This window comes from Amorphoplanes friuliensis DSM 7358, assembly GCF_000494755.1.
GTDB lineage: Bacteria > Actinomycetota > Actinomycetes > Mycobacteriales > Micromonosporaceae > Actinoplanes > Actinoplanes friuliensis.
Window position 1 is genome coordinate 8,483,554 of sequence record NC_022657.1, and the last position, 24,413, is coordinate 8,507,966.

Consider the following 24,413-nt stretch of genomic DNA (forward strand, 5'->3'; position numbering starts at 1 on the left):
AACGGCGGGGTCGGACCCGGCTTCGGCTGGGATTGAGAGGCCGGATTTGCGCGCCACGATGATCGGCCGGCCGGGGACGTCGCGGGCGGCGACTGCCGGTACAGGCCTGGTCAGGGTGGGTCTGGTCGACGACCACCCGGTGACGTTGTGGGGGCTGCGGTCCGCGCTCGAAGCCGCCGGGCTGTCGGTCACAGCCACCGCCGCTGACACAGCCGGTCTCGACCCGGACGGGTTCGACGTGCTGCTGCTGGACCTGTACCTGGGTTCGGATCTGCCGTGCCTCGACGAGATCCGGCACTGGTCCGACCGGACCAGAGTGGTGGTCATGTCGGCCTCGGAACGGCCCGAAGATGTGGCACAGACCATGGCCGCCGGGGCAAGGGCGTACGTCCACAAGGGCAACTCGGCCGAACGATACGTCTCGACGGTCCACGCGGCCGCCGCCGGGCTGGCGCGGGCAGCGGCGCCGGACCCGGCCGGGAAGCTTTCTCCGCGGGAGCGGCTCGTGCTGACCGGGATCGCCGGTGGGCGGACGCACGACCAGATCGCGCGGCAGCTCGGGATCAGCCGCCACACGGTCGACACGTACGTGAAGCGGGTGCGGGCGAAGATGAACGTCGGCAACAAGGCCGAGCTGACCCGGGCCTCGATGGCCCTGGGCCTGGGCCGGCCCGGATGACCCGGAACACCCGGGTGGTCGTGGCAGGTGGCGGCACGGACGGCCGCCACCTGCCTCGGGGGCGTACCGGCTTCACCGTCACGGCGCAGGTGCCTTCGCTCTCCGATCCGCGCTGTCACGACGCTGACCTCGTCGTGCTGGATCTCGACTTCGACCGCAACGCGGTCGACCTGGTCGCACTCGCGACCGCCACTGCGCTGCCGCCGGTGCTGGTGACCGGCACCTCGCTGCTGCGGTCGGACATCTGGATGGCCCGTCGCTGCGGGGCCCGCGGATATGTCGCGCCGACGGGCCGGACACTGCCCGCGTTGCGTGCGCTCCGCGACGGTGAAGAACACTGGCCGACCGGCCTCGGTGCGGCGCCCGCCTGGCTGGCCGAGCCCGATCCGCTGATCCGCTTCGGCGTCTTCACCCGGATGCGCGAACACGCCCGGTACGCGCGGCTGTTGCACGACAACGTGCTGCAGACGCTCGAAGGGCTGGCCCTGCTGCCGTCCACCGACGCGGCCGTGCGCGGACTTCTGGCCGGCGAGGCCGCCCGGCTGCGGGCTTTCATCGCCGGCCCGCCGGGCACCACGAACCCCGGCCTCGCCGGCGCGTTGTCAGCGCTCGCCGACGAGCACCGGGCGCGCGGCCTGCAGATCTCGCTGTCCACCGTGGGTGTGGACGACCTGGCACCCGCGGCCGTGAGTGCCGTCACCGACGCCGTCGCCGAGGCGCTGCGCAACGTCGTCAAGCACGCCGCCACCGATCGGGCCACTGTGGTGGTGAGACGGCGCGGCGGCACCGTGGTCGTGCGGGTCGCCGACTCCGGCTCCGGTTTCGACCCGGTCGCGAGGCCGGCCGGCTTCGGGCTCGCCGAGTCGATCGGCGGTCGCCTGAGCGCAGTCGGCGGACGGGTCAGCGTCACCGCTGCGCCGGGACGGGGCACCGTCCTCGAACTCACCGTCCCGGTACGGCGGCAGCACGTCATCCGCTAGGCCGGCAGGACGGCGAGCCAGGACGCGGGCAGGTTGCGGCGCACCTCGACGGCACCGAAGATCGACGGTTCCTGGGGGCCGTGCTGACCCACCCAGGCAGCCATCCGGGACAGGCCCTCGCCGAGGGGGACGGACTCGGGGACGTCGAAGAACTTGCGGACCTTCGTGTGGTCCGCGTACGCGTCCTGAACCTCCTGACGGGCGGCGAGATGCTCGACGCGCAGCGGCACCCCCATCGCGGCTGCGGTCTCCCGGGCGAGCGCGTTGACCGTGTAGACGGCGTCCCCGCCCACGTTGAACGTCTCCTGGTACGCCTCCGGCACTTCGATCGAGCGGGCGATGAGCGGGGCGACATCACCGATGTAGCTGAACGCCCGGGTCTGCTCACCGTCCCCGAAGATCGTGTACGGCTCACCGCGCAGCGACTGGTTCATGAAGATGCCGATGACGTTGCGGTAGCGGTCGCCGATGTTCTGGAACTCGCCGTAGACGTTGTGCGGCCGGAAGATGATGTACGGCAGCCCGAACATCTCGTGGCTGACCTGCAGCTCCTGCTCGACGGCGAACTTCGCGATGCCGTAGGGGTCCTCCGGCGCCGGCTCCATCTCCTCGGTCATCGGCGGCCGGGCGGCACCGTAGACCGCGATCGAGGACGTGAAGACGAAGCAGCGCACCGTGCCGGCGTTGACCGCCGCGTTGATCAGGTTGATGCTGCCCATCAGGTTGTTGGCATAGTTGAACCGCTTGATGAAGTGGCTCAGCCCTTCGGCAGCGTACGCCGCCAGGTGGAAGACGTAGTCGAAGCCGTGCTGCTGGAACAGCCGGTCGACGAGTTCGTGGTCGACGATGTCGCCCTGGACGAACTGGGCGCCCTCGGGCACGTTGCGCAGGGAGCCGCCGCTGAGGTCGTCGAGCACGATCACGTCGTACCCGCGGCCGAGCAGTTCGCGGGCGACGTTGGCGCCGATGAAACCGGCGCCGCCGGTGACGAGCGCGGTGGGGTTGGGCTTGGTCATGGCGTCCTTTCCGGAACGTGGAGCACCGCGGCGGCGTGCACGAGTTCGCCGAGGGCGATCGCGGCCAGGCCACCGGCTGCTCCGAAATGACTGATGAACAGGTATGCGGCCGGAGCCGCGACCGCGAGCCCGGCGACGGAGCCCGCGGCGGTGCGGCGCAGCATCGCCCGTCCGCCGTTCTCCAGCAGGAAGTTGATCGTGCCCATCCCGAAGATCAGCGGTGCGCAGGCGAGGTAGAGCACGAGGAGCACAACAACATCCGGTGCGAGGCCGGCCCGCCCGGCCAGGACCGCCAGTGCGGTGACCACGATCAGGTACGGCGTCCCGGCGACGACGAGCAGCCGCGCGTTACGAGCGGAACGGGCCCGGACAGCCGCGCCCGCGCCGGCCGGGTGCAGTGCCACCGAGACCTGAGGTTGCACCACCCGCAGCAGGTAGCCGAAGGCCTTGACCAGCAACGACGAGACACCCACCGCGAGGAAGAGCGCACCGGCCTGCTCGTGGTGCGGCGAGTGGGCCAGCACTACGAACACCAGGCTGACCACCGCCGCGGCGGCGACCTCGCCGGCCGACATCAGCATCGAGGTCCCGGACGCTGCCCGCAGTACGGCGCGGCGCGGGGTGCGGAACGTCCGGGGCCGGAGCTCGACCAGCAGAGCGGCATTGAGCCCGGTGACCAGTGCGACCGTCCAGCCGACGAAGGCGGTAGGGCCGAGGTCGCCCAGTGCCGCCGCGAGCGTCGTGACGACCAGGCCGGCCACGAGCGCCACGTGGTTGGCGACGTCGAGACCGGGACGGCCCTGCACCCGGTGCAGACCGACCAGTACCTGGTTGGCACCGAGCCCGATCGCCAGGGCGCCGGCCGCGAAGGTGAGCGGATCCGTCGCGACGACCGCGACCCAGACCAGGCAACCCGCCCCGAGCACGGCCGGGAGCAGCACGAACGCCGTGATCAGCTCCGGGCCCGTGCGGCGGGCCCGGGGAATGAGCTTGAGCGCGCTCTTCTCCACGCCCAGCGCGGTGAGGAACGAAAGGACCGTGAACGCGCCCATGGCCGCGGCGTAACCGGCGAACCTGGCCGGCCCCCAGGCGGTCGCGAGCACGACGTTGCTGACCGCGATCACCAGCCGGTACGTGCCCCGGCCGGCGAACAACGGCACCATCCGCCGGAGCTCCGCACGGGGCGGCAGCAGCACGGTCGCGTTCTCAGACACCGGCCAGGTACTCCGAGGCCACGAGTTTGCCCTTGCCGCCCGCGGAGACCGGCAAGGCCTCCGCGATCACCAGCTCCAGCTCGAACGGGCCGTTCGCCAGCACGAACAACTCCGCGCGGACGGCGTCGAGCACCGGTTCCGGGTCGGCCTCCGGGTCGAGAACCACGCTCATCCGTACCCGCCCGGCGGCGTCCTGGTGCACAAAACACTCGGCGACGCCCGGATGCCAGGCCGAGATCCACATGAAGGTGTCCGCGTAGAGCTTCCGCCCGTCGGCGAGCACGACCACGTCGTCGGCCCGGCCCCGGGTGAGCTCCAGCGTCCGGAACGTCCGCCCGCACGGGCACCGATCCGGGTTGATCCGGCCGATGTCCCCGATGGCGTAGCGCACCAGTGGCATGGCCCGCTCCATGTACGCGGTGACGAGCAGCCGCCCCTCGGCGCCCTCCGGCAGTGGGCGGCCGTCGTCGTCCACGACCTCGACGTGCACCCGGTCCTCGGAGATGTGCCGGCCGCCCCGCGAACACTCGAAGTAGACGTTCAGCACCTCGAACGCCGAGTACTCGTCGAAGACCGGTACGCCGAAGCTCTCGGTGAACTGCGCCCGGAGCTGCGGCGTCAGCAGTTCCGACTCGGTGAAGACGAGCTTCAGCGTCCGGCGGAGCTGGGCCAGCTCGCCGGCACTGAGCGACCGGAGCAGCTCCCGCAGGTGCACCGGCCAGCCGATCAGCACCTGCGGCCGGTTGCCGAGCAGCTCGGCCTTGATCTCGTCCATCGGCCGGCGGGTCAGCACGGTGTGCCGGCGGAACAGCTTGAACTTCTCGAAGAACCGTGGCGGGCCCTCGTACGGCCGCAGGTGGCTGAGGCGATAGGTGGGCAGGTAGCGGCCGGTGGCCAGGAACCGCCGGAAGCAGGCCGCCAGGTGGTAGTCGTGGCTGCGGCCGTCGTGGCGTACGAGCACACGCCGCCCGGTGCTGCCCGAGGTCTGGAAGTCCCGCCACCCGCTGCGATCGGTGCCCTCGGCGAGGAAGTCCTCCTGCGGCCGGTTCCGCAGCGTCTCCTTGCGCAGAACCGGCAGGGTGGTGAGCTCGCTGAGATCTTGCAACGGGTGCCGCGAGTAGAGGTCGTAGTCGCGGTAGAAGGGGACACGCTCCGCGGCGAACGCCAGCATCTCGTTGATCCAGCGCAGTTTGCGGCGTTCGAGGGTCCCGGCCGGGGCGTACTGGCGGATCAGGGTCACCGGCACGTACAGGGCTTCGCGCAGGAACATGGTCAGACCTGGGCCGGTTCGCGCTCGACGGTGCCGGCCTCGGCCGTTGCGGTGCCGGTGTTACGGCGCCACGGGTTCAGCTTGGCGAACCAGGCGGCCGGGGCGAACAGCGCCAGTGCGGCGAGCACCAGGTGCACGGCGATGAAAGCGAAGGCCTCGTACTTGCTGGCCGGGTGGCCCAGGAACACGGTCATGTGCGAGGCCCAGTCCCAGACCGCGGGGATCTTGTCGTACGGCGGGGCGAAGGTGTTGACCGTCAGGTAGGCCAGGTCCTCGGCGCCGGAGAGCATGATCAGGAGCAGCGCGTAGGAGAGCCGCCGGCTGGTGCCCGCGTCACCGCCGCCGAGCCGGAACGCCAGCACGAACGACAGGATGATCATCGGGGTGAGCGTCAGGATGTGGTAATAGAGATTCGGGTGGTCCTCCGCGTAGAAGAAAATCTTCGGCACGAAGTACAGGAAATAGACCATGAAAGCCACCGGGACCAGCACCCGGACAGCTTTGATGCGCTGAAAGAATGCGACGTCCAGCCGGGCCAGCGCCTCGGCGGCAAAAATGAACGGCACCAATTTGAAGAGGAAGATGCCGAGCGATTTCACTTCACGATCGTGCGGCAGTGCGAACCAGATGATTCCGGCGCACACGGCGGCCGCCGCCAGACAGATCAGAAAGCCGATATTGCGGCGCAGCAGGGTGCTCATACGGCCATCTCCAAGTTTTCCGAGTGCTGACGGGGCGCCTTCGCGGCGATCCGGAAGTGCAGGGTGGCGAGGGCAGTGTCCAGACCTCGCCGGATGTCCTCGCGGTGATCCGCCGTCAGGACGAGATAGCCGAGCTTGTGCGCCGCCTGGGTGTAGCGCCGGACCGGATCGCCGACGTTCTTGAAGAGCCGCAGCTCCGCCAGGACGGGCAGCTCACGGGTCTCTTCCACCCCGTCGATCGCGGTCAGGGTCCCGTCGGTCGCGGCGGTGAGGATGTGCAGCATCGCGTAGCGCTGCTGGCGGCCGGTGCTCAGATCCAGCGATTCACCGAGGGCCAGCCGGATCGCCGCCTCCACGGTGTCCAGCCCGAACGCGTGCCGCACCAGCATCGGCATGCCGTTGCCACCCAGCCGGGCGCCCATCTCGATGAAGTGGATGCGCTGCTCGGCATCGAGCACGAAGTCCACGTTGATCGGACCGCTACGGTGACCCAGCTCGGCGAAGAGGGCGGCGAGCATCTCGTCGAGCCGGTCGCGGACGTCCTCGCCGAGCTCGGCCGGCAGCACGTGCGAGACCGTGATCATCTCGGGCTCCGGCGTCATGACCCGCTCGGTGACGGCGACGAACACGGGACTGCCGTTCTGCGCGAAGCACTCCGCGGAGTAGTGCCGGCCCTCGACACGCTCCTCGACGATCACCTCGCCGGTGAACGAGTGGCGCCGGGCCAGAGCCAGGGCGGCGTCCAGGTCGCCGGCCGACCGCACGCAGGTCAGGCCCTTGCTGCCGGAGGAGTCCGTCGGCTTGACCACCACCGGCAGGCGCAGACCGGACGGGCCACGCCCGTGCCGGTAGGTGGGGAAGCCGAGCTTCGTAACGACCTCGTGGAAGAACGCCTTGTCCTCGGAAGCCCGCACGGCGAGCGGCGCCGGCCGGAACGCCGTGCCGTAGTGCGCGCTCAGCGCCGCCACCGAGGCCTGTGCCGCGTCACTGGCCGGCGAGAGCACCGCCGCGACGTCGATCGCGCCCAGCCGCTCGGCGATCGCCGCCGGGTCCCGCGAGGTCAGGCAGAGGAACTCGTCAGCGGCGTACGCCGCGAGCGCACCGGGGTTCCGGTCGACACCGATCACCCGGTACCCGAGCCGGCGGGCGGTGAGGTATGCGGGAAGCTGATCCTCCCCCGCGCCGAGGATGATGATGGACTGCTGGGTCACAGGGCGGTCCTTTCGCTGTGCTGGGTCACGGGTGCCTCGTCGTGCGCGTAGAGGTCGTCCACGGCGTCGATCGGCAGATTGCCTTCGCGGATCAGATAGGACGGCAGCTCGCCGCGGACCCGGATCGACGGGATCAGGTATCGCGTCAGCACTCCCAGGCCCAGGAACGCCGCAGCGTTGACCACCAGCACCGCCGCGGTCGTGCCGGCCGAGCCGATCCGGCCGAGCGCCAGCAGCGCGAGGACCACACCGGTGAACAGCACGCAGAACGCCGACGTCAGCTGCACGGCCGCCAGCGGGCGTACGGAGAAGCCGACAAAGAGGTCCATCGCGTGGCTGACCAGCTTGGTGAGGCTCCATTTGGCGGTCCCGCCGACCCGGGCGGAGTGCTCGGTCGGCACCACGGCACAGCGCGCGCCGATCAGCGGCGCGGTCGCGATGAAGTACGGGGTCCGCAGTCCGGCCAGGACGATCCGTCGCGCGACCGAGGTCCGGGACACCCGGAACACCGAGGCGTGCATCGGCAGGCTGATCGCCAGCAGCCGGCGCGCGACGAACGCCAGCCCGGACGAGCCCCAGCGGCGCAGCACCGGGTCCTGCCGGTCGACCCGGACGCCGAAGACGATGTCGTAACCCTCGAGTGCCTTCTCGACCAGCTTCGGGATCTCGGTCGGCGGCGACTGCAGGTCCGCGTCCAGCTGCACGGTCCAGCGGTAACTGGCGTACTTGAAACCGGCCGAGAACGCGGCCTCCAGGCCGAAGTTGCGGGCGAACGCCAGGTAGCGGACCCGGCTGTCGGTCGCCGCGAACGACTTGATGAGGTCGAGCGTCCCGTCCTTGCTGCCGTCGTCGACGAACAGGATCTCGTACTCGGCGAAGCCCGCCATCACGGCGCTGATCTCGCGGTACGCCCGCTCGATGCAGAGTTCCTCGTCGTAACACGGCACCATCGCGGTGATCGGGGTGGCCCAGAGATCGTCACGCATCGGTGCCGCCGTTCGCGCCCGGCCAGGCGTCCGGGAACAACCGGCGTGCCGTCATCCGCCACAGGTAGGAGGAGCCCTCCGAGCCGGCCGTGCCGGGCCGCCCGCCCAGGAACCGCTCGGCGAGGCTCGCGTGCCGGGCCCGCCACGCCACCACGGCTTCGTCGAAGTCGAGCATCGCGGCCCGCAACTGCTCGACGGCGACCATGGCACCGGGATCCGGCGCATCACGCCGCTGCTTCGCCAGCTGGGCGTACGCGTCGGCCACGGAGATCTCGTCCATCCGGCGTACCAGCCGGGCGGTCTCCTGCTCGGTGAAGCCGGGCACGGTCAGGTAGCGCGTCTCGCGCAGTCCACAAGCGAACTCGATCTCGCGCCATTGCGACGACTGGATGCCGCTGGCGCTGCCCAGGTCGGCCCGGATCCGCTCGAAGGCGGCGGGTGTCAGTGTGGCCAGCACGTCGAACTGCGCGCTCAGCACCTGCATGATCGCCGGCAGCCGGCCGATCCGCGCGGTGGCCGTTCCGGGGTCGCCGGCCAGGATCGCGGACCGCGCCTCGTCGAGGTGGCCGAGGATCAGCGCGAACCACATCTCACAGATCTGGTGGGTGACGAGAAACAGCATCCGGTCCGGTCCGCCGTCGCGCACCAAGGTGCTGTCCAGCAGTTCATCGAGCCGGAGAAGGTCACGGTACGTCTCGTCCCGCTGCAATTTGCGCACGCCGGAACCAACCCCCTGCCATTTTCGCGGATGCGACGGATGTCGTCGTGCGGAAACGCTATCGGGGACAACGCAACAAAGCCTGTCCCTTGTTACAGGGACAGGCTTTGCGGAATACGCGGGGCGACGGTCAGAAAGTCACGACGGAACGGGCTCCCTCGCCGCGGGTCATGCGCTCGAAGGCCGCCGGAACCTCGGCGAGGGTGATGCGGTCGGTGATGAGGTGGTCGAGTTTGAGAGCGCCCGACAGGACGTCCTGGGCCAGTGCCGGCACCTCGACGTCCGGGTCCGAGGAACCGTAGACCGAGGCCCGCAGGGTGCGCGCGCTGGTGAAGATGTCCAGGGCGCTCAGCTCGACCATGTCGTCGGCCCGGCCCATGCCGACGACCGTCACCTGGCCGCCGCGGCGGGTGGCGCGCCAGGCGGCGCGGATGGTGGCGGCCCGGCCGACACATTCGAAGGCGTGGTCGGCGCCGAGCCGCGATGTCAGCGCGCGGATGTCCTTCGACAGGTTGTCCGACGAGACCACGAAGTCGGTGGCCCCCGCCGCTTCGGCCAGGGCCTTCTTGGCCTCGGAGACGTCCACGGCGATGACCGACGCCGCGCCGGCCGCGCGGGCTGCGGCGACCACGGACAGGCCGACGCCGCCGAGGCCGATGACCACAACCGACGATCCCGGCTGCACCTCGGCGGTGTTGCGGACCGCGCCGGTCCCGGTGAGGACGGCGCACCCGAGCAGGGCGGCACTTTCCCAGGCCAGTTCATCCGGTACGGGTATGACAGCCTTCTCCGGCACCACCACCTGCTCGGCGAACGCCCCCAGGCCGAGGGTCACGTGCACCGGTGCCCCGTCGAGGGTGATGCCGTTCTCCAGGGCCGCGACGTTCGCCGTGGAGCACAGCCAAGGTTCGCCGTGGGTGCAGAACCAGCACTGGCGGCAGGGCGGGGACCAGTTCAGGGCCACGTGCGTACCGGCCTGGACCCGGGTGACGCCGGCGCCGGCCTCGACGACCTCGCCGGCGGCTTCATGGCCGAGCACCAGGGGGTGAGGCGGTTTGAGGGTGCCGTTGACCATGGAGAGGTCCGAGTGGCAGACGCCGGCGGCCCTGATGCGGATGCGGACCTGGCCGGGGCCGACCTCGGGGAGGCGCAACTCCTCGACCGCGGGTGCGGCGCCGTTGTCGCGGACGACCAGGCCCTGAATGTATGCGCTCACCGCTGGATCGCCTTCGTCTGCTGGAATTCGGCCAGGCCGTACGGGCCCAGCTCGCGGCCGATGCCGGACTGCTTGTAACCGCCGAACGGCGCGGCCGGGTTGAACGCGCCGCCGTTGACGTCGACCGCACCCGTCCGCAGGCGACGGGCCACGGCCAGCGCCCGATCGTCGGAGCCCCAGACGCCGCCGGCGAGGCCGTACCGGGAATTGTTGGCGATCTCGACGGCGTGGTCGTCGCTGTCGAACGGGATGATCGACAGCACCGGGCCGAAGATCTCTTCCTGGGCGAGCTCACTGGCCGGGTCGACGTCCGCGAAGACGGTCGGGGCGACGAAGTAGCCGCGGTCGGGCACACCCGCGTCGCCGGCGACCTGGCGGGCGTCGGCGCGGGTGATGAAGCCGCGGACGCGATCGCGCTGCGCGGCGGAGACCAGCGGGCCGAGCCGCGTGCCCTCGTCGAACGGGTCACCGGTCGTGTACGCCGCGGCCGCAGCGGCGGCGAGCTCCACGGCTTCGGCGTAGTGGCTGCGATGGACCAGCATGCGTGTCCACGCCGTACAGGTCTGGCCGGAGTTGAGGAAGGCGTTGCCGACGCCGACCTTGACGGCCCTGGTCACGTCGGCGTCCTCGAGAATGACGTTGGCGGACTTGCCGCCGAGCTCGAGTGCCACCCGCGCGATCCGGTCGGCGGCGGCATGGGTGATCGCCCGGCCGGTCGCGGTGGAGCCGGTGAAGGACACCATGTCGACGCCGGGATGGCCGGCGATCGCCGCACCGACGACCTGGCCGGTGCCGGGCACCAGGTTGAGGACGCCGGGAGGCAGCCCGGCCTCGTCGGCGGCGTCGAGCAGCAGGTACGCGACCAGCGGCGTCAACTCGCTCGGCTTGAGCACCACCGTGCAGCCCGCGGCCAGCGCGGCGGCCACCTTCGCGACAACCTGGTGCAGCGGGTAGTTCCACGGGGTGATCGCCCCGACCACACCGACCGGCTCGTGGACGACCAGCGAATTGCCGATCGTCTCCTCGCGTACGGGTTCGGCGGCCAGGTCGGCGTACGCACGGAGAACCGTGAGCGGGAGACCTGCCTGGACCATCTTGGCGACCTTGAGGGGTGTGCCCAGCTCGAGCCCGACGGTCCGGGCGATGTCGCCCGCGCGGGCCGTGAGGGACTCGTGGAGCTTGCCCAGCACCGCACCACGCTCGGCCATCGAGGTCTGCGCCCAGCCGGGGAACGCGGCGCGGGCGGCGGCGACGGCCCGGTCGACGTCCGCGGCGTTCCCGGCGGGCACGTGGCCGAGGATCTCCTCGGTGGCCGGGTTCTCGACCGGGATCGTCTCCGCGGACGACGGCGGCACCCAGGCCCCGTCGATGTAGATCTTGTCGCGGGAGAGGCTCATGTCAGGCTCCCTTTCAGCTGATCCAGACCGGCCTTTTTCACCTCGAGGCCGGCAAGAACGGTTTCCAGGCCGAGTGCAAACGCCCCTTCGTCGACGCTGCGCCGGTGCTCGGCCAGGAGGTGGGCGTCGCGCAGGTGCGGGTAGCGCTCGGCGTAGAGCCCGGGGTCCTCGTCGAAGCCTAGGGCGAAAGAGCCGAGGGCAGCGCCCGTCACGAGATAGCGCATCAGGGCGCCGATGTGGGTGGCCCGGGCGGGTGGCCAGCCGGCCGCGATCAGCCCGCCGTAGACGGTGTCGGCCATGGCCAGCGCGGCGGGCCGGCGGCCGGGGCCGTGGGCGAGGACGGGAACGATGTTGGGGTGCGCGGACAGCACCGCGTGGTACGAGTGCGCCCACAGCCGCAGCGCTTCGGACCAGTCGTGGGTGCCGAAGTAGGAGACGTCGACCTGGGCGACCACGGCGTCGGCGACCGCGTCCAGGATCTCGGCTTTGGTCGCGAAGTGGTTGTAGAGCGACGGGCCGGCAACACCCAGCTCGGTGGCGAGCCGGCGGACCGAGACGGCGTCGAGGCCTTCGGCGTCGACCAGGGCGGCGGCCGCGTCGACGATCCGCTCGCGGCTGAGCAGCGTGTGCCGGGGCCGGGCCATTTAACGCTCCTGAAACTCTGGACGGCGCAAAACTTACACCGCTAGTTTTAGCACGTGGACTTTTCACTCAGCGACGAGGAGAGGGCGGTTCGTGAGACCGCCCGGACATTCATCACCCGCGAGGTCATGCCTCTGGAGCAGGAGGCGCTGCGGCGCGAGCGGGCCCATCAGCCCGGTCTCGAGCGCAGCGAGCTGCGCGAGTTGCAGCTCAAGGCGAAGAAGTTCGGCTTCTGGGGCCTGTCGACACCCGAGCAGTACGGCGGCATGGACCTCCCGGCGGTCCTCCAGTCGCTGATCTGGACCGAGGTCGGCCGCACCTTCGTGCAGTTCAAGTTCGGTGGCGAGGCCGACAACATCCTGTATTACGCCAACGACGCGCAAAAAGCCGAATATCTGGTGCCCACGATCGAGGGCGACCGGATCTCCTGCTTCGCCATCACCGAGCCCGGCGCCGGGTCCGACGCGGCGAACATCAAGCTCAGCGCCCGTCAGGACGGCGACGACTGGATCCTCAACGGTGAGAAGACGTTCATCACGAACGGCAACGAGGCCGACTTCGTGATCGTCGTCGCCGTCACCGACAAGGAGAAAGGTGTCCGTGGCGGCGGGACGACCGCGTTCCTGGTCGACCGGGAGATGGGCTGGCGCTCCGAGTTCATCCAGACCATGGGCGAGGGCGGACCGGCCGCACTGATCTTCGACAACGTCCGGGTCCCGGCCCGCAACATCCTCGGCGAGATCGGCCAGGGCTTCGAGCTGGGCATGAAGTGGATCGGCAAGGGCCGCTACCTCATCCCGTCCAACGCTCTCGGCATCGCGGAGCGCGCGCTCGGCATGGCCATCGAGTACGCGAACACCCGCGAGACCTTCGGCGCCAGGATCGGCACCAACCAGGCCATCCAGTGGATGATCGCCGACTCCGAGGTGGAGCTGGAGGCGGCCCGCTGGCTCATCCTGAAGGCGGCGTGGACCGTGGACCAGGGCGCCGACCCGCGCCACGCGTCCTCCATGGCAAAGCTCTACGGCGCCAACATGGTCAACAACGTGGTCGACCGGGTCATGCAGATCCACGGCGGCATGGGTTACACCCGTGAGCTGCCGATCGAGCGCTGGTACCGCCAGGTCCGCCTGATGCGCATCTACGAGGGCACCGACGAGATGCAGCGCCTCATCATCTCCCGGGATCTGCTTCGGGGCTTCACCAAGATCGGAGGGCACCTGGCATGACCATGTTGTCGCTGGCGGCGGTGCTCGCCGAGGGTGCCCGTCGGTACCCGGACAAGGTCGCGGTGGTCGACGGCGCCGCCCGGATCACCTACCACGAGCTCTGGGAGCAGTCCCGGTCCTACGCCGCCGGCCTGCGTGAACTCGGCGTCGGCCCCGGCGACACCGTGGCGATCCTCATCCCGAACCTCGCCGATTTCCCCCGGGCCTACTACGGCGCGCTCGCCGTGGGCGCGCAGCTCGTCCCCGTCCATCTGCTGCTCACGGCCGAGGAGATGGCGTACGTGCTGCGGGACAGCCGCACCGATCTGCTGGTCGCGCACTCGAGCCAGCTGAAGACGGCGGCCGCGGCGGCAAAGCTCGCGGGTGTGAAGGTGGCGAGTGTCGGCCCGATGCCGCCCGGCATTCCCGACGCTCCGCCCCGGCTCGAGGAGGCTGCGGCCGGGGTGCCACCGCTGCCGACGTACGTGAGCCGCGAGGCCGAGGACGTCGCGGTGATCTTCTACACCAGTGGCACCACCGGTGAGCCCAAGGGCGCCCTGCTCACCCACCTCAACCTGGTCATGAACGCGACGGTGAACGTCTTCGACGCCAACGAGGTCAACTCGAGCGACGTGGTCATGGGTTGTCTGCCGCTGTTCCACACCTTCGGGCAGACCGTCGGCATGAACGGCACCTTCCGGCTCGGCGGCACACTGGTCCTGCTCGCGCGTTTCACCGGCGAGGCCGCGATCGAGCTGATGGTCCGCGAGCACGTCACCGTCTTCCACGGCGTGCCGACTATGTACATCGGCCTGCTCGAAGCCGCCGCCAAGGCCGACAAACTGCCCGAGCTGCGCATCTGCGTCTCGGGCGGAGCTTCACTGCCCGTCGCCGTTCTCGAGCGCTTCAGCGAGACCTTCCACTCCACGGTCTTCGAGGGTTACGGCCTCTCCGAGACCTCCCCCACCGCGACCACCAACCAACCCGCCTTCGGTACGCGCGCAGGCACGATCGGCCACCCGATCTGGGGTGTCGAGGTGGAGATCGCCCGGGCCGAGATCGACGACCGCATCGAGCTGCTGCCGGCCGGGGAGCTCGGTGAGATCGTCATCCGGGGCCACAACGTCTTCGCGGGCTACCTGAACAGGCCCGAGGAGACCGCGCAGGCGGTGGTCGACGGCTGGTTCCGCAGCGGTGACCTGGGCACCAAGGACGCCGAGGGTTTCATCACGATCGTCGACCGCAAGAAGGACCTGGTCATCCGGGGCGGCTTCAACGTCTACCCGCGGGAGGTCGAGGAAGTCCTGGCCCGGCACCCGTCCGTGGTGCAGGTCGCCGTGATCGGCGTGCCCGACGAAGTCTTTGGCGAGGAGATCTGTGCGGTGGTGGTGGCCGACCCCGCCGGCATCACCGAGGACGAGCTCATCGAGTGGTCGAAAGAGCAGCTCGGACGGCACAAGTACCCCCGGCAGGTCCGTTTTGTCGACGCGCTGCCGATGGGACCGAGCTTCAAGGTCCTCAAGCGGGAGCTACGGCGCACCTTCGGATCCTGAGGGAGCGAGCAAGGCGGGAAGCTCCGCCACAATCGGCTTGTCCGCCGGCAGCCACGGGACGGTGTCCAGCTCGCCGGCGGTGAGCCACCGCATCGACGCGTGCTCGAGGGCGCGCGGCTCGTCGCCGTTCAGCAGCGTCACCACAAAGACGCGCAGGACGGCGCGGCCGTGCGCCAAAGGCACGTCCGGGCCCACCCGGTCGCCCACCTCCACGCGGACGCCGAGCTCCTCGGCGCACTCCCGGGCCAGCGCCTGAGCGTCGGTCTCCCCCGGCTCCACCTTGCCGCCCGGGAACTCCCAGCGCCCCGCCACCTCCGGCGGCGACGAGCGCTCACACGCGAGCACCCGGCCATCGGTCACGATCACTGCCGCGACAATCACTCTCGGTGACGGACGGCCGTTGACGTGGTGTTCATGGGGCATGAGCCAAGAGCGTGCCACAAAACTTAACCGATCAGGTTGAACGAGACGTCCCGATCGTCACGAGAACACGGATATGTGGGCGTGGACATAGTTGACGCGGAAGACAAGACTGTGGGCACCGACCATGACGACACGGCGACAGTTTGGCCACAAGCCGGCAACGACGCCAGGGAGGTGCAGCATGCGAGGCAGGAAAATCCGCGGTACCCGCCCTGACTATCTCAGCGACGCCCTGGCGGTTCTCGGCGGCTGGACCCAGGACGGGATCCAGCTCAAGCGTGTGCTCGCATGCGACGACAGTCAGCATGCCGCATTGACGGAGCGGATCAAGGTGGCGGCCGACACGCTGCGCCTCCGTCCCAGCATCCGGCGCATGGACGGTCACACCCAGATCCTGCTGGGCGCCTCCGACGGTCAGGCCATCACCGACGGTGAGGTCACCCTGGCGGCCCGGATCGAAGATGCGTACCGCACAGTGGTGGGCCCCCAGTAGCCTGTCGACCATGACGGCTCCGGTTTACGACAGCAAAGGCCAGCTCCAGCAGATCGAGAGCGGCCTGCTCGAGGGCGAGACCATCATCGCGGTGTACGACGCCGTCGGCGCCGGCACCGGATTCATCGGCCTGACCACCCGCCGAGTGATCATCCAGGACAAGTCCTTCGCGGGTAAGCGTGTCGCGATCACGAGCATTCCGTATGCCAAGGTCAGCAGTGTCAGCGTGGTCAGCAACAAGAGCTGGGCCGGTCAGTTCTTCTCGACCGGCACGATTGCGATCACTGTGGGTACGCATACCTACGAGGTGGAGTTCCGGGGCTCGGAGAAGACCCACCACGTGCACAACGTGATCCTCCACTACGCCTCCTAGACCGCACTTCCGGGACCGCGGCGGCGGGGTCACTTCCATGCGCTGACCGCGGTTACCGGCGTTCCGTGTCGCCGGCCTTGAGCGGTTTGCCGAAAGCCTGCGTTTCGACTACGGCGAGGTTTTCGGTGAGGGTGCGGTTGATCGGCCGGTTTGGTCCTGGTTGACGGTTGGGGGCCGGGGGTGACCAAGACGGCTGTGGGGCGTTTTTATGCCGTTCTTGGTCACCCCCGGCCCCCAACCTTGCATGGTTGTCCCTTGCGGCTGGATCTTTGGTTGCTCGCTGCTGGGTGCGTGGTTGGGGTGGGTTGTCTCCTTGCGGGTGGTGGTTTGGCTTCCGCGCGGTGGGCGGGCTTGGGGATTTGGTCTGGCAGGCCGGGGTGGGTGGGGGTCAGGCGACGCACCGCGCCGGTTGCGGTTGTGGGCCGAAGCCTTGGTGATGGCGGCGGCAGTCTTAGCGGCGGGCAGCGGGCGGCGGGCAGCGGGCAGCGGGCGGCGAGCAGCGGGCAGGTAGCAGCGGCAGCGGACAGCTAGCAGCGGGCAGCGGGCGGCGGCTCGAACAGGTCCGCGTCGCCCGGCCTGGCGGGCTCGGGCGGCCTCGTGTCCGGCGGACGTCCGTGACCGGTGACAAGGCGTACTCGTCACGAGCGAATCGCGAAGCCCTGCGCGGCAAGCGGATTCGCGCGACGATCCCCGGACCCGACGACCAGATCGCCGACCGGAAACGCCGCGGCCGCCGAGGCGGGCGCCCGCCCGCCTTCGACTCCGTCGACTACCGCCGCCGCAACCAGGTCGAACGCGGCTTCAACCGGCGCAAACACTGGCGCGGGCCGGCCACCAGGTTCGACAAACTCGGCATCAACCACCAAGCCACCCTCGACCTGATCGAACTACTGGACTGGCTACGCGCGGTTTCCGACGGACATGATCCGCGGGACAGAACCTAGGGCTGTGGCCGCGGCGGTGAGCACCGTGGGCGTCGGCTGCGCTGAGCGGCGAGGCAGCGACAGCGGCGTGAGCACCGTAGGCGTCGGCTGCGCCGAGCGGTCAGGCAGCGACAGCAGCGGCGGGCGGCGGCTTCGGCGGCGGGCGGCGGCTTCGGCGGCGGGCGGCGGCTTCGGCGGCGGGCGGCGGCGGGGCGGCGGGCTCGGGCGGCGAGTTGGGGTGCGCTTGCGCGGGTGGGCAGGTCTGGGCGGCGGGCTTCTGTGGGCTTGGCGTGGGGGGAGGTGGTCGGATTGTGTGGGGTTGGTGGTGGGCTTTTTGCGCGATGGACAAAAGTCCGAGTAGGACGGACGAAAGTATGGACAGTTGCGTTGGTTGTTACTAACGTTTGCTCACTGTTACACGTTAGTAACAAGCGGCGTGCTCGTCCCCAGGGGCTCGGCGCTTGGCCAGGGCTCGGCGTATCGGCGCAAGGTAGCCCCACACCTGGCAACTCCCCTACGTCAGGAAAGGGACTGGACCCTTATGTCCTTGAGACATCGAAGCATGCCCAGACTTCGATATTTTGCGGGAGCATCGCTGCTGGTGGCGGCGAGCCTGGTCGCGACCGCCGCACCCGCGCAGGCCATTGTCATCAACCCCGCCGACTACCAGCAGGTCACGCTGGCCAAGGGTGTGGCCGAGGTCGGTGAGCCGATGGCGCTCGCGGTGCTGCCGGACTCGTCGGTGCTGCACACCGCCCGCAACGGCACGCTGCGGCGTACCGACAAGAGCGGTACGACCACGCTGATCGGCACGCTGGCGGTCTACAACCATGACGAAGAGGGGCTGCAGGGTGTCGGTGTCGACCCCGGCTTCGCCACCAACCGGCAGATCTACCTCTACTACGCGCCGCCGTTGAGCACGCCGGCCGGTGACGCGCCCGCGAGCGGCTCGGACTTCTCTGCCTGGAACGGCGTCAACCGCCTCTCGCGGTACACCCTGAACGCCGACTTCACGCTCAACACCGGCAGCAAGGTCGATGTCCTGGACGTGCCCGCGACCCGTGGCCTGTGCTGCCACGTCGGCGGCGACATCGACTTCGACGCGGCCGGCAACCTCTACCTCTCCACCGGCGACGACAGCAACCCGTTCGACTCCGCGGGGTACTCGCCGATCGACGAGCGCACCGACCGCAACCCCGGGTACGACGCCCAGCGCAGCGCCGGTAACACCAACGACCTGCGCGGCAAGGTGCTGCGGATCAAGGTGAACGCCAACGGGACCTACTCGGTCCCGTCCGGCAACCTCTTCCCGGCCGGTACGGCGAACACCCGTCCCGAGATCTATGCCATGGGCTTCCGGAACCCGTTCCGGATGAGCGTCGACAAGAAGACCGGTGTCGTCTACCTCGGCGACTACGGCCCGGATGCGGGCTCCACCGACCAGAACCGCGGTCCCAGCGGGCAGGTCGAGTTCAACCGCATCACCAGCCCGGGCAACTACGGCTGGCCGTACTGCACCGGCAACAACACCAGCACCGAGACGTACAACGAGTGGAACTTCGCCTCGAACTCGACCGGACCCAAGTACGACTGCGCCGGCGGGCCGACGAACAACTCGTTCCGCAACACCGGTCAGACCAAGCTCCCGCCGGCCCGTCCGGCCTGGATCCGGTACGCCGGAGACGCCGGCACCCCGCCCGAGTTCGGCGGCGGCTCCGAGTCACCCATGGGCGGCCCGGTCTACAACTTCGACGCGAACCTGAACTCCCCCACCAAGTTCCCCGCGGCCCTGGACGGCAACTTCTTCGCCGGTGAGCTGGGACGGGGCTGGATCAAGCCGATCAAGGTCGGCACGAACGGCGCGGTCGGCGAGATCTCGACCTTCCCGTGGGTCGGCAAGCAGGTCATGGACATGGCGTTCGGGCCGGAGGGCTCGCTCTACGTCCTCGACTACGGCACCGGTTACTTCAACGGCGACGTCAATTCGGCGCTGTACCGCTTCGACTACCTGGCCGGCTCGAACCGGGCGCCGACCGCGGTGGCGAGCTCGAACAAGACGAACGGTCAGGCCCCGCTGGCGGTCGCGTTCTCGTCGGCCGGCTCGTCCGATCCCGAGGGTGGCGCGCTGAGCTACTCGTGGGCTTTCGGTGACGGCACCACGTCGACGGCGGCCAACCCGACCAAGACGTACACCGCGAACGGGACCTACAACGCGACGCTGACGGTCACGGACCCCGCGGGTCTCAAGGGCACCGCGAACGTCACCATCACGGTCGGCAACACCGCGCCCACGGTGACGATCAACAGCCCGTTCAACGGCTCGCTCTTCTCGTACGGCGACACGGTGCCCTTCTCGATCACCGTGACCGACCCCGAGGACAGCTCGATCAACTGTGCCGACGTCAAGATGACCTACGTCCTGGGTCACGACAGCCACGGGCACCAGATCACCTCGAAGAACGGCTGCACCGGCTCGATCACCATCCCGGTCGACGGTGAGCACGACTCGGCGGCGAACATCTTCGCGGTCTTCGACGCCGAGTACACCGACGCGGGTGGCCTGACCACTCACACGCAGCACACGCTGCAGCCGCGGCGCCGGCAGGCCGAGCACTACAAGACCTCGTCCGGTGTCGACCCGATCAGCAAGACGACGGCCGAGGGTGGCCGGACGGTCGGCAACATCGACAACGGCGACTGGATCGCGTTCGAGCCGTACCGGCTGAGCAACGTCACGTCGTTCACCGCACGGGTCTCCTCCGGCGGCGCCGGCGGCACGTTGCAGGTCCGGATGGGTTCCCCGACCGGCACGGTCCTCGGCTCGGCCACGGTCCCGGTCACCGGCGGCTGGGAGACCTTCGCCAACGTCACCGGTACGGTCACCGGCGCTCCGGCGAGCACCGGCCAGCTGTACCTGACGTTCTCGGGTGCCACCGGCAGCGGCGCGCTGTTCGATCTGGACGCGTTCACGCTGAACACCGGCACCGCCACGGCCGGCACCGGCCCGATCGTCGGTCTGGCGAGCAAGTGCCTCGACGTGGCCGCCGGCGCGACCGCGGACGGCACGAAGATCCAGCTCTACACCTGCAACAGCACCACCTCGCAGACCTGGACGGTCACCGCGAACAGCACGGTCAAGGCGCTCGGCAAGTGCCTGGACGTGGCCGGTGGCGCCACCGTCAACGGCACCAAGGCGCAGCTCTACACCTGCAACGGCAGTGCCGCCCAGAACTGGGCCGCCAACGCCGACGGGACCCTGCGCAACCCGCAGTCGAGCAAGTGTCTCGACGTCAGTCAGAACAGTTCCGCCAACGGTCAGCAGATCCACATCTGGGACTGCATCGCCGGCGCGGCCAACCAGAAGTGGGTGCTGCCATGATCGGCCAAGTACTAGCCGCCCTGATGCTGCTGCCGGCTCCGGCCGTGGTGGCCGACGACCCGTACGACGTGCTGGTCTTCTCCCGCACGGCCGGTTTCCGGCACGACGCGATCGCGGTCGGCACCCAGGCCATCCGTGACCTGGGCGCGGCCAACAGCTTCACGGTCACCGCGACCGAGGACCCGGCCGCCTTCACCACGGCCGGGCTGGCGAAGTACGAAGCCGTCGTGTTCCTCAACACGACCGGCGACGTGCTCGACAACACGCAGCAGACGGCGTTCGAGGGCTACATCCGCAACGGCGGCGGTTACGTGGGTGTCCACGCGGCCGCCGACACCGAGTACGACTGGCCCTTCTACGGCAATCTGGTCGGCGCCTACTTCGCGTCGCACCCGGCGATCCAGCCGGCCACGGTGGTGACCGAGGACCGCGCCCACGCTGCGACCGCACACCTGCCGCAGCGCTGGAACCGTACGGACGAGTGGTACAACTACCGCACGAACGCCCGGTCCACGGCCCACGTCCTGGCCACACTGGACGAGAGCTCGTACTCCGGTGGTGGCATGGGCGCCGACCACCCGCACACCTGGTGCAAGACGTACGAGGGCGGGCGCTCCTTCTACACCGGCGGCGGCCACACCCAGGAGTCGTACGCGGATCCGGCCTTCCGGGCCCACCTGCTCGGCGGCATCCGGTACGCGGCCAAGGCGTCCAACGCCGACTGCCGTCCGGAGACGGGTTACACGCCGCTCTACAACGGCTCGACGGCCGGCTGGTCGCAGGCCGGTCCGGGCAGCTTCACCAACTCCGACGCCACGCTGACCACGGTCGGTGGCTTGGGCATGCTCTGGTACAGCGCGAAGCAGTTCACCAACTACTCGCTGAAGCTGGACTGGAAGCTCGCCGGTGACGACAACTCGGGTGTCTTCATCGGATTCCCGCCGTCGACCGACCCGTGGTCGGCGGTCAACAACGGCTACGAGATCCAGATCGACGCGACGGACGCCGTCGACCGCACCACGGGCGCCGTCTACACGTTCAAGTCGGCGGACGTCGCCGCCCGCGACGCGGCGCTCAACCCGGCCGGTGAGTGGAACACTTACGAGCTGCTCGTCGAGGGTGAGCGCCTCCAGGTGTTCCTGAACGGCACGAAGATCAACGACTTCACCAACACCGACCCGGTCCGCTCGCTGGCCGGCCACATCGGGCTGCAGAACCACGGTGACGGCGATGACGCCTCGTTCCGCAACGTCCGGATCAAGGAGCTGGGTGGCACCCCGCCGCCGGTCCCCGGCACCGGACCGATCGTCGGCCTGGCGAACAAGTGCCTCGACATCGCCAACTCCAGCACGGCGGACGGCACGAAGATCCAGCTCTACACCTGCAACGGTACGAACGCCCAGAAGTGGACCGTCACGCCGAACAGCACGGTCAAGGCGCTGAACAAGTGCCTCGACGTCGCGGGTGCCGGCACCGCCAACGGCACGAAGGTGCAGCTCTACACGTGCAACGGCAGCGGGGCGCAGAACTGGTCGGCCGGAACCGGCCAGACCCTGCGCAACCCCGCGTCGGGCAAGTGCCTGGACGTGAGCCAGAACAGCTCGGCCAACGGTCAGCAGATCCACATCTGGGACTGCATCGCCGGTGCGGCCAACCAGAAGTGGGTCCTGCCGCAGTCCTAGTAGTCCAGCACGCGGGTGGGCAGCGGCGTCTCGGTCACCGAGCCGTCCGCTGCCCGCTTCAGTTCGTAGCCCTGCGGACCCTGCTTGTCGGCGACCACCTCGGCCAGCCGGGTGCCGCGGTAGACGAGCCCGGCACCGTCGTCGGTCGCGTACCCGTCGCCGAGCGTGCCGTCACCGATCAGCTTGTGCATCATCGGCCGCCGCTGCTCCTCGGCGTCGTAGTGCACGCCGTTGCTGTACGGCAGCCAGGCCAGCCCTTCGGTGAAGGCCCGCAGCTCCAGCCCGAAACTGTCGGTGCTGCCACCCTGATGCCAGCAGATCGAGCCGGCCGAGACACCGCCGAGCACCACACCGGCCTGCCAGGCCTCGTGCAGGATCTCCTCGAGCCCGTGCACCCGCCAGACCGCCACCAGGTTGGCCACGCTGCCGCCGTTGACCCAGATGACGTCCTGGTCGAGCAGGTGCGCCCGGATGTCGTCGTGGTTGGGCATCGGGAAGAGCTGCAGGTGCGAGGCGCGATAGCCGGTCTTGGCAAACGCGGCGTAGGTGGCGCCGATGTAGTCCATCGGGTCGCCGATCGCCTGGTGCAGGAAGCAGATCTTGGCGGTGTCACCCGCGCCGGAGAGCTCCGCGGCGAACTGGTGGATCGGCCCGGGGCTCATGTCGAAGAGGCCGTAGCGGCCGCGCCGGAATCCGGCGCTCGTGGCGAGGATCGTGGGTTCGTCGGCTGTCATCGCGCCATCATGGCGCACGCGTCGGCGGTCTCCAGAACGAGGTCCTGAGCCGCGTCGAGCGCCGCCACCAGATGCACCGGATCACCGTCCAACCCGGCAAAAACGGCATCCAGCCGCTCCTTGAAACGCGGTGGCGCGCCGGGTAGCGCCGCGGCCGCGGCCACCGCACCCTTCTCGTTGATCAGCCAGCGGCCGGCGGCGCCGTGCAACGCGTGCGCACAGACCCCGGCCACCCGGAACAGGCAACCGGCCAGGTAGGCCGAGTCGGCCCGCGTCACCGCCTTGCGCCCCAGCCCGAGCAGAAAATCCGCCTCCCACAGACCGGCGATCAGACTGTCGCGCAACGCCGGCGGATAGACCCCGGCCCGCGCCCGCAGCGCCGCCAGCTCACCGGACGGATCAGCCAGGATCACCCCCAGAGCCAGCTCCCCCGCGTACGCAAAATCGGGTACGCCGAGGGGGTGCCCGGTCTGGCTGTGGAACGTGTATCGCCCGGCCTCGGCGTCGGTGCAGGACTGCTCGACCCGCCCGACCTCGCGGTAGATCCAGTCGACCGCCCCGCCGTCGATGGTCAGCCAGCCGCCGCCGTCGACCCACGGCCCCCAGCCGCCGGGCTCGGTCACCTGCGCGGCCGGACCACCGAATTCGACGGCCAGCGCACCGAGCGCCGCGACATCCAGCGGCTTGCGGTAGTAGACGCCCAGGTCGGTGTCGGACTCCGGCGTGTGTGTGCCCCGCGCCCGGCTCCCGCCCAGCACCACACCTGTCACGCCGGGCACCCGGACCAGACCCTCGGCGAGCTCGTGCAGCCGCTCGTCACTCAACGCCACGACGGTCGTCCTTCCGTACCCGTGCCTCGATCAGGACGCGCCGGGCGTGCGAGACGAAGGCGCCTTCCCGCTGGATCCGCTCGTGCACCTCGCGCAGCTGCGGCAGGAAACGCTCGGCCGTGAAGCCCGGCACGGTCCACACCACCTTGCGCAGGAAGTACGTCACCGCGGCGACGTCGAAGTATTCGGCGCGCAGAGTTTCCGCCCGCACGTCCAGGACCGTGAAACCGGCCGCCTCCGCCTGCGCGGCCAGCTTCTGCGGGAAGTCCGGATCCGGTGGCGACAGCGGCCCGAGCATGGCCTCGGACAGCTCCCGATTGGTCCCTGCGCCGATCTGCTGCGACAGGAACGTACCCCCGGGTCGCAGCACCCGCGCCAGCTCGGTCCACAGTGTGCGTACCGGATGACGGCTCACCACCAGGTCGAACGAGTCGTCCCGGAACGGGAGGGCCGGCTCGTCGGTGACCTCGACCACCGACGCGCCGAGCGGCCGCAGGGTGCGCGCGGCCACCAGCACGTTCGGCCGCCAGGAGTCGGTCGCGACCAGCAGCGCGGGCGGCTTCGGGACGGTCGCTAGGACCTCCCCGCCACCCGTCTGCACGTCCAGGGCCGCGGTCGCCCCGGCCATCCGGTCGGCGACCAGGCGGGCATAACCCCAGGAGGGCCGCTGCTCGGTCGCCCGGCCGTCGAACCAGGAGAAGTCCCAGCCCTCCACCGGTACGGCCGCACCCTCGGCGATCAGGTCCTCGAACGAAGCGCCCATCGGGGCAGTCTCCGTCGCGTAC

23 protein-coding genes are annotated in these 24,413 nt (G+C 69.6%); 9 read left to right on the forward strand and 14 right to left on the reverse strand.

Translation table 11 applies throughout. From position 1 onward, the window contains the following. The first annotated feature begins 46 nt into the window (after positions 1–46). Positions 47–679, forward strand: coding sequence for a response regulator transcription factor (locus tag AFR_RS44370; RefSeq protein WP_052359573.1), 633 nt, complete (start codon positions 47–49; stop codon positions 677–679). Then, positions 676–1,659 carry a sensor histidine kinase gene (locus AFR_RS44375; RefSeq protein WP_023562374.1) on the forward strand — a complete coding sequence of 328 codons (984 nt, stop codon included), beginning with the start codon at positions 676–678 and terminating at the stop codon, positions 1,657–1,659. The genes AFR_RS44370 and AFR_RS44375 overlap by 4 nt, the downstream gene beginning before the upstream one ends. Here the strand turns inward: AFR_RS44375 and AFR_RS39135 are convergent. From AFR_RS39135 to AFR_RS39180, 10 genes are all read right to left on the reverse strand, one after another. Continuing rightward, a complete protein-coding gene (locus AFR_RS39135) occupies positions 1,656–2,675 on the reverse strand; it encodes an NAD-dependent epimerase/dehydratase family protein (RefSeq protein WP_023562375.1) in 1,020 nt (339 codons plus the stop codon). The genes AFR_RS44375 and AFR_RS39135 overlap by 4 nt on opposite strands. After that, positions 2,672–3,889, reverse strand: coding sequence for a hypothetical protein (locus AFR_RS39140; RefSeq protein WP_023562376.1), 1,218 nt, complete (start codon positions 3,887–3,889; stop codon positions 2,672–2,674). Before AFR_RS39140 ends, AFR_RS39135 begins: the two co-directional genes overlap by 4 nt. Next, positions 3,882–5,159 (reverse strand): phenylacetate--CoA ligase family protein, encoded by a 1,278-nt coding sequence (locus tag AFR_RS39145; RefSeq protein ID WP_023562377.1) that lies wholly within the window; start codon positions 5,157–5,159, stop codon positions 3,882–3,884. The genes AFR_RS39140 and AFR_RS39145 overlap by 8 nt, the downstream gene beginning before the upstream one ends. 2 nt (positions 5,160–5,161) lie before the next feature. Continuing rightward, positions 5,162–5,860 carry a hypothetical protein gene (locus AFR_RS39150; RefSeq protein ID WP_023562378.1) on the reverse strand — a complete coding sequence of 233 codons (699 nt, stop codon included), beginning with the start codon at positions 5,858–5,860 and terminating at the stop codon, positions 5,162–5,164. Further along, entirely contained in the window at positions 5,857–7,071 is a 1,215-nt protein-coding gene (locus tag AFR_RS39155) for an ATP-grasp domain-containing protein (RefSeq protein ID WP_023562379.1), read from the reverse strand. Before AFR_RS39155 ends, AFR_RS39150 begins: the two co-directional genes overlap by 4 nt. Beyond that, positions 7,068–8,057 (reverse strand): glycosyltransferase family 2 protein, encoded by a 990-nt coding sequence (locus tag AFR_RS39160; protein ID WP_023562380.1) that lies wholly within the window; start codon positions 8,055–8,057, stop codon positions 7,068–7,070. The genes AFR_RS39155 and AFR_RS39160 overlap by 4 nt, the downstream gene beginning before the upstream one ends. Continuing rightward, on the reverse strand, positions 8,050–8,775 hold the full coding sequence (locus tag AFR_RS39165; protein ID WP_023562381.1) for a tryptophan 2,3-dioxygenase family protein: 726 nt from the start codon (positions 8,773–8,775) through the stop codon (positions 8,050–8,052). The genes AFR_RS39160 and AFR_RS39165 overlap by 8 nt, the downstream gene beginning before the upstream one ends. Positions 8,776–8,905: 130 nt before the next feature. Next, positions 8,906–9,991, reverse strand: a complete 1,086-nt coding sequence (locus AFR_RS39170) for an alcohol dehydrogenase catalytic domain-containing protein (RefSeq protein WP_023562382.1) — start codon at positions 9,989–9,991, stop codon at positions 8,906–8,908. Beyond that, positions 9,988–11,388, reverse strand: a complete 1,401-nt coding sequence (locus AFR_RS39175; RefSeq protein WP_023562383.1) for an aldehyde dehydrogenase family protein — start codon at positions 11,386–11,388, stop codon at positions 9,988–9,990. The genes AFR_RS39170 and AFR_RS39175 overlap by 4 nt, the downstream gene beginning before the upstream one ends. Then, positions 11,385–12,032 carry a TetR/AcrR family transcriptional regulator gene (locus tag AFR_RS39180; protein WP_023562384.1) on the reverse strand — a complete coding sequence of 216 codons (648 nt, stop codon included), beginning with the start codon at positions 12,030–12,032 and terminating at the stop codon, positions 11,385–11,387. Before AFR_RS39180 ends, AFR_RS39175 begins: the two co-directional genes overlap by 4 nt. A 54-nt stretch (positions 12,033–12,086) precedes the next feature. Here AFR_RS39180 and AFR_RS39185 point away from each other — a divergent pair, with 54 nt between their 5' ends. After that, positions 12,087–13,259, forward strand: a complete 1,173-nt coding sequence (locus AFR_RS39185; RefSeq protein WP_023562385.1) for an acyl-CoA dehydrogenase family protein — start codon at positions 12,087–12,089, stop codon at positions 13,257–13,259. Further along, positions 13,256–14,791, forward strand: a complete 1,536-nt coding sequence (locus AFR_RS39190; RefSeq protein ID WP_023562386.1) for a long-chain-fatty-acid--CoA ligase — start codon at positions 13,256–13,258, stop codon at positions 14,789–14,791. Before AFR_RS39185 ends, AFR_RS39190 begins: the two co-directional genes overlap by 4 nt. Here the strand turns inward: AFR_RS39190 and AFR_RS39195 are convergent. Further along, entirely contained in the window at positions 14,768–15,214 is a 447-nt protein-coding gene (locus tag AFR_RS39195) for a (deoxy)nucleoside triphosphate pyrophosphohydrolase (protein ID WP_169739464.1), read from the reverse strand. The genes AFR_RS39190 and AFR_RS39195 overlap by 24 nt on opposite strands. Positions 15,215–15,395: 181 nt before the next feature. On the opposite strand from AFR_RS39195, the gene AFR_RS39200 reads away from it, so the two are divergent. The 5 genes from AFR_RS39200 (at position 15,396) to AFR_RS39220 (ending at position 22,064) form a co-directional block, all read left to right on the forward strand. After that, on the forward strand, positions 15,396–15,707 hold the full coding sequence (locus AFR_RS39200) for a 4a-hydroxytetrahydrobiopterin dehydratase (RefSeq protein WP_023562388.1): 312 nt from the start codon (positions 15,396–15,398) through the stop codon (positions 15,705–15,707). A 10-nt stretch (positions 15,708–15,717) separates the two neighbouring features. Beyond that, a complete protein-coding gene (locus AFR_RS39205; protein ID WP_023562389.1) occupies positions 15,718–16,080 on the forward strand; it encodes a PH domain-containing protein in 363 nt (120 codons plus the stop codon). A 614-nt stretch (positions 16,081–16,694) separates the two neighbouring features. Next, positions 16,695–17,024 (forward strand): IS5/IS1182 family transposase, encoded by a 330-nt coding sequence (locus AFR_RS39210; protein WP_023562390.1) that lies wholly within the window; start codon positions 16,695–16,697, stop codon positions 17,022–17,024. A gap of 541 nt (positions 17,025–17,565) precedes the next feature. Next, positions 17,566–20,382 (forward strand): PQQ-dependent sugar dehydrogenase, encoded by a 2,817-nt coding sequence (locus AFR_RS39215; protein ID WP_041841475.1) that lies wholly within the window; start codon positions 17,566–17,568, stop codon positions 20,380–20,382. After that, positions 20,379–22,064: a ThuA domain-containing protein gene (locus AFR_RS39220; RefSeq protein ID WP_041841476.1), complete on the forward strand. Its 1,686-nt coding sequence runs from the start codon at positions 20,379–20,381 to the stop codon at positions 22,062–22,064. The genes AFR_RS39215 and AFR_RS39220 overlap by 4 nt, the downstream gene beginning before the upstream one ends. Here the strand turns inward: AFR_RS39220 and AFR_RS39225 are convergent. The 3 genes from AFR_RS39225 to AFR_RS39235 are packed head-to-tail and all read right to left on the reverse strand — an operon-like array spanning position 22,061 to position 24,391. After that, entirely contained in the window at positions 22,061–22,798 is a 738-nt protein-coding gene (locus tag AFR_RS39225) for a Type 1 glutamine amidotransferase-like domain-containing protein (RefSeq protein ID WP_023562393.1), read from the reverse strand. The genes AFR_RS39220 and AFR_RS39225 overlap by 4 nt on opposite strands. Continuing rightward, positions 22,795–23,628, reverse strand: coding sequence for a nucleotidyltransferase domain-containing protein (locus tag AFR_RS39230; RefSeq protein WP_023562394.1), 834 nt, complete (start codon positions 23,626–23,628; stop codon positions 22,795–22,797). Before AFR_RS39230 ends, AFR_RS39225 begins: the two co-directional genes overlap by 4 nt. Beyond that, positions 23,615–24,391: a class I SAM-dependent methyltransferase gene (locus AFR_RS39235; RefSeq protein ID WP_041841477.1), complete on the reverse strand. Its 777-nt coding sequence runs from the start codon at positions 24,389–24,391 to the stop codon at positions 23,615–23,617. The genes AFR_RS39230 and AFR_RS39235 overlap by 14 nt, the downstream gene beginning before the upstream one ends. Positions 24,392–24,413 lie beyond the last annotated feature (22 nt).

Coding starts and splice junctions, on each gene's coding strand:
- AFR_RS44375 (WP_023562374.1), top strand. CDS start 676: ATGACCCGGAACACCCGGGTGGTCGTGGCAGGTGGCGGCACGGACGGC.
- AFR_RS39175 (WP_023562383.1), bottom strand. CDS start 11,388: ATGAGCCTCTCCCGCGACAAGATCTACATCGACGGGGCCTGGGTGCCG.
- AFR_RS39145 (WP_023562377.1), bottom strand. CDS start 5,159: ATGTTCCTGCGCGAAGCCCTGTACGTGCCGGTGACCCTGATCCGCCAG.
- AFR_RS39180 (WP_023562384.1), bottom strand. CDS start 12,032: ATGGCCCGGCCCCGGCACACGCTGCTCAGCCGCGAGCGGATCGTCGAC.
- AFR_RS39235 (WP_041841477.1), bottom strand. CDS start 24,391: ATGGGCGCTTCGTTCGAGGACCTGATCGCCGAGGGTGCGGCCGTACCG.
- AFR_RS39215 (WP_041841475.1), top strand. CDS start 17,566: ATGCCCAGACTTCGATATTTTGCGGGAGCATCGCTGCTGGTGGCGGCG.
- AFR_RS39205 (WP_023562389.1), top strand. CDS start 15,718: ATGACGGCTCCGGTTTACGACAGCAAAGGCCAGCTCCAGCAGATCGAG.
- AFR_RS39150 (WP_023562378.1), bottom strand. CDS start 5,860: ATGAGCACCCTGCTGCGCCGCAATATCGGCTTTCTGATCTGTCTGGCG.
- AFR_RS39220 (WP_041841476.1), top strand. CDS start 20,379: ATGATCGGCCAAGTACTAGCCGCCCTGATGCTGCTGCCGGCTCCGGCC.
- AFR_RS39195 (WP_169739464.1), bottom strand. CDS start 15,214: ATGCCCCATGAACACCACGTCAACGGCCGTCCGTCACCGAGAGTGATT.
- AFR_RS39135 (WP_023562375.1), bottom strand. CDS start 2,675: ATGACCAAGCCCAACCCCACCGCGCTCGTCACCGGCGGCGCCGGTTTC.
- AFR_RS39160 (WP_023562380.1), bottom strand. CDS start 8,057: ATGCGTGACGATCTCTGGGCCACCCCGATCACCGCGATGGTGCCGTGT.
- AFR_RS39200 (WP_023562388.1), top strand. CDS start 15,396: ATGCGAGGCAGGAAAATCCGCGGTACCCGCCCTGACTATCTCAGCGAC.
- AFR_RS39225 (WP_023562393.1), bottom strand. CDS start 22,798: ATGACAGCCGACGAACCCACGATCCTCGCCACGAGCGCCGGATTCCGG.
- AFR_RS39190 (WP_023562386.1), top strand. CDS start 13,256: ATGACCATGTTGTCGCTGGCGGCGGTGCTCGCCGAGGGTGCCCGTCGG.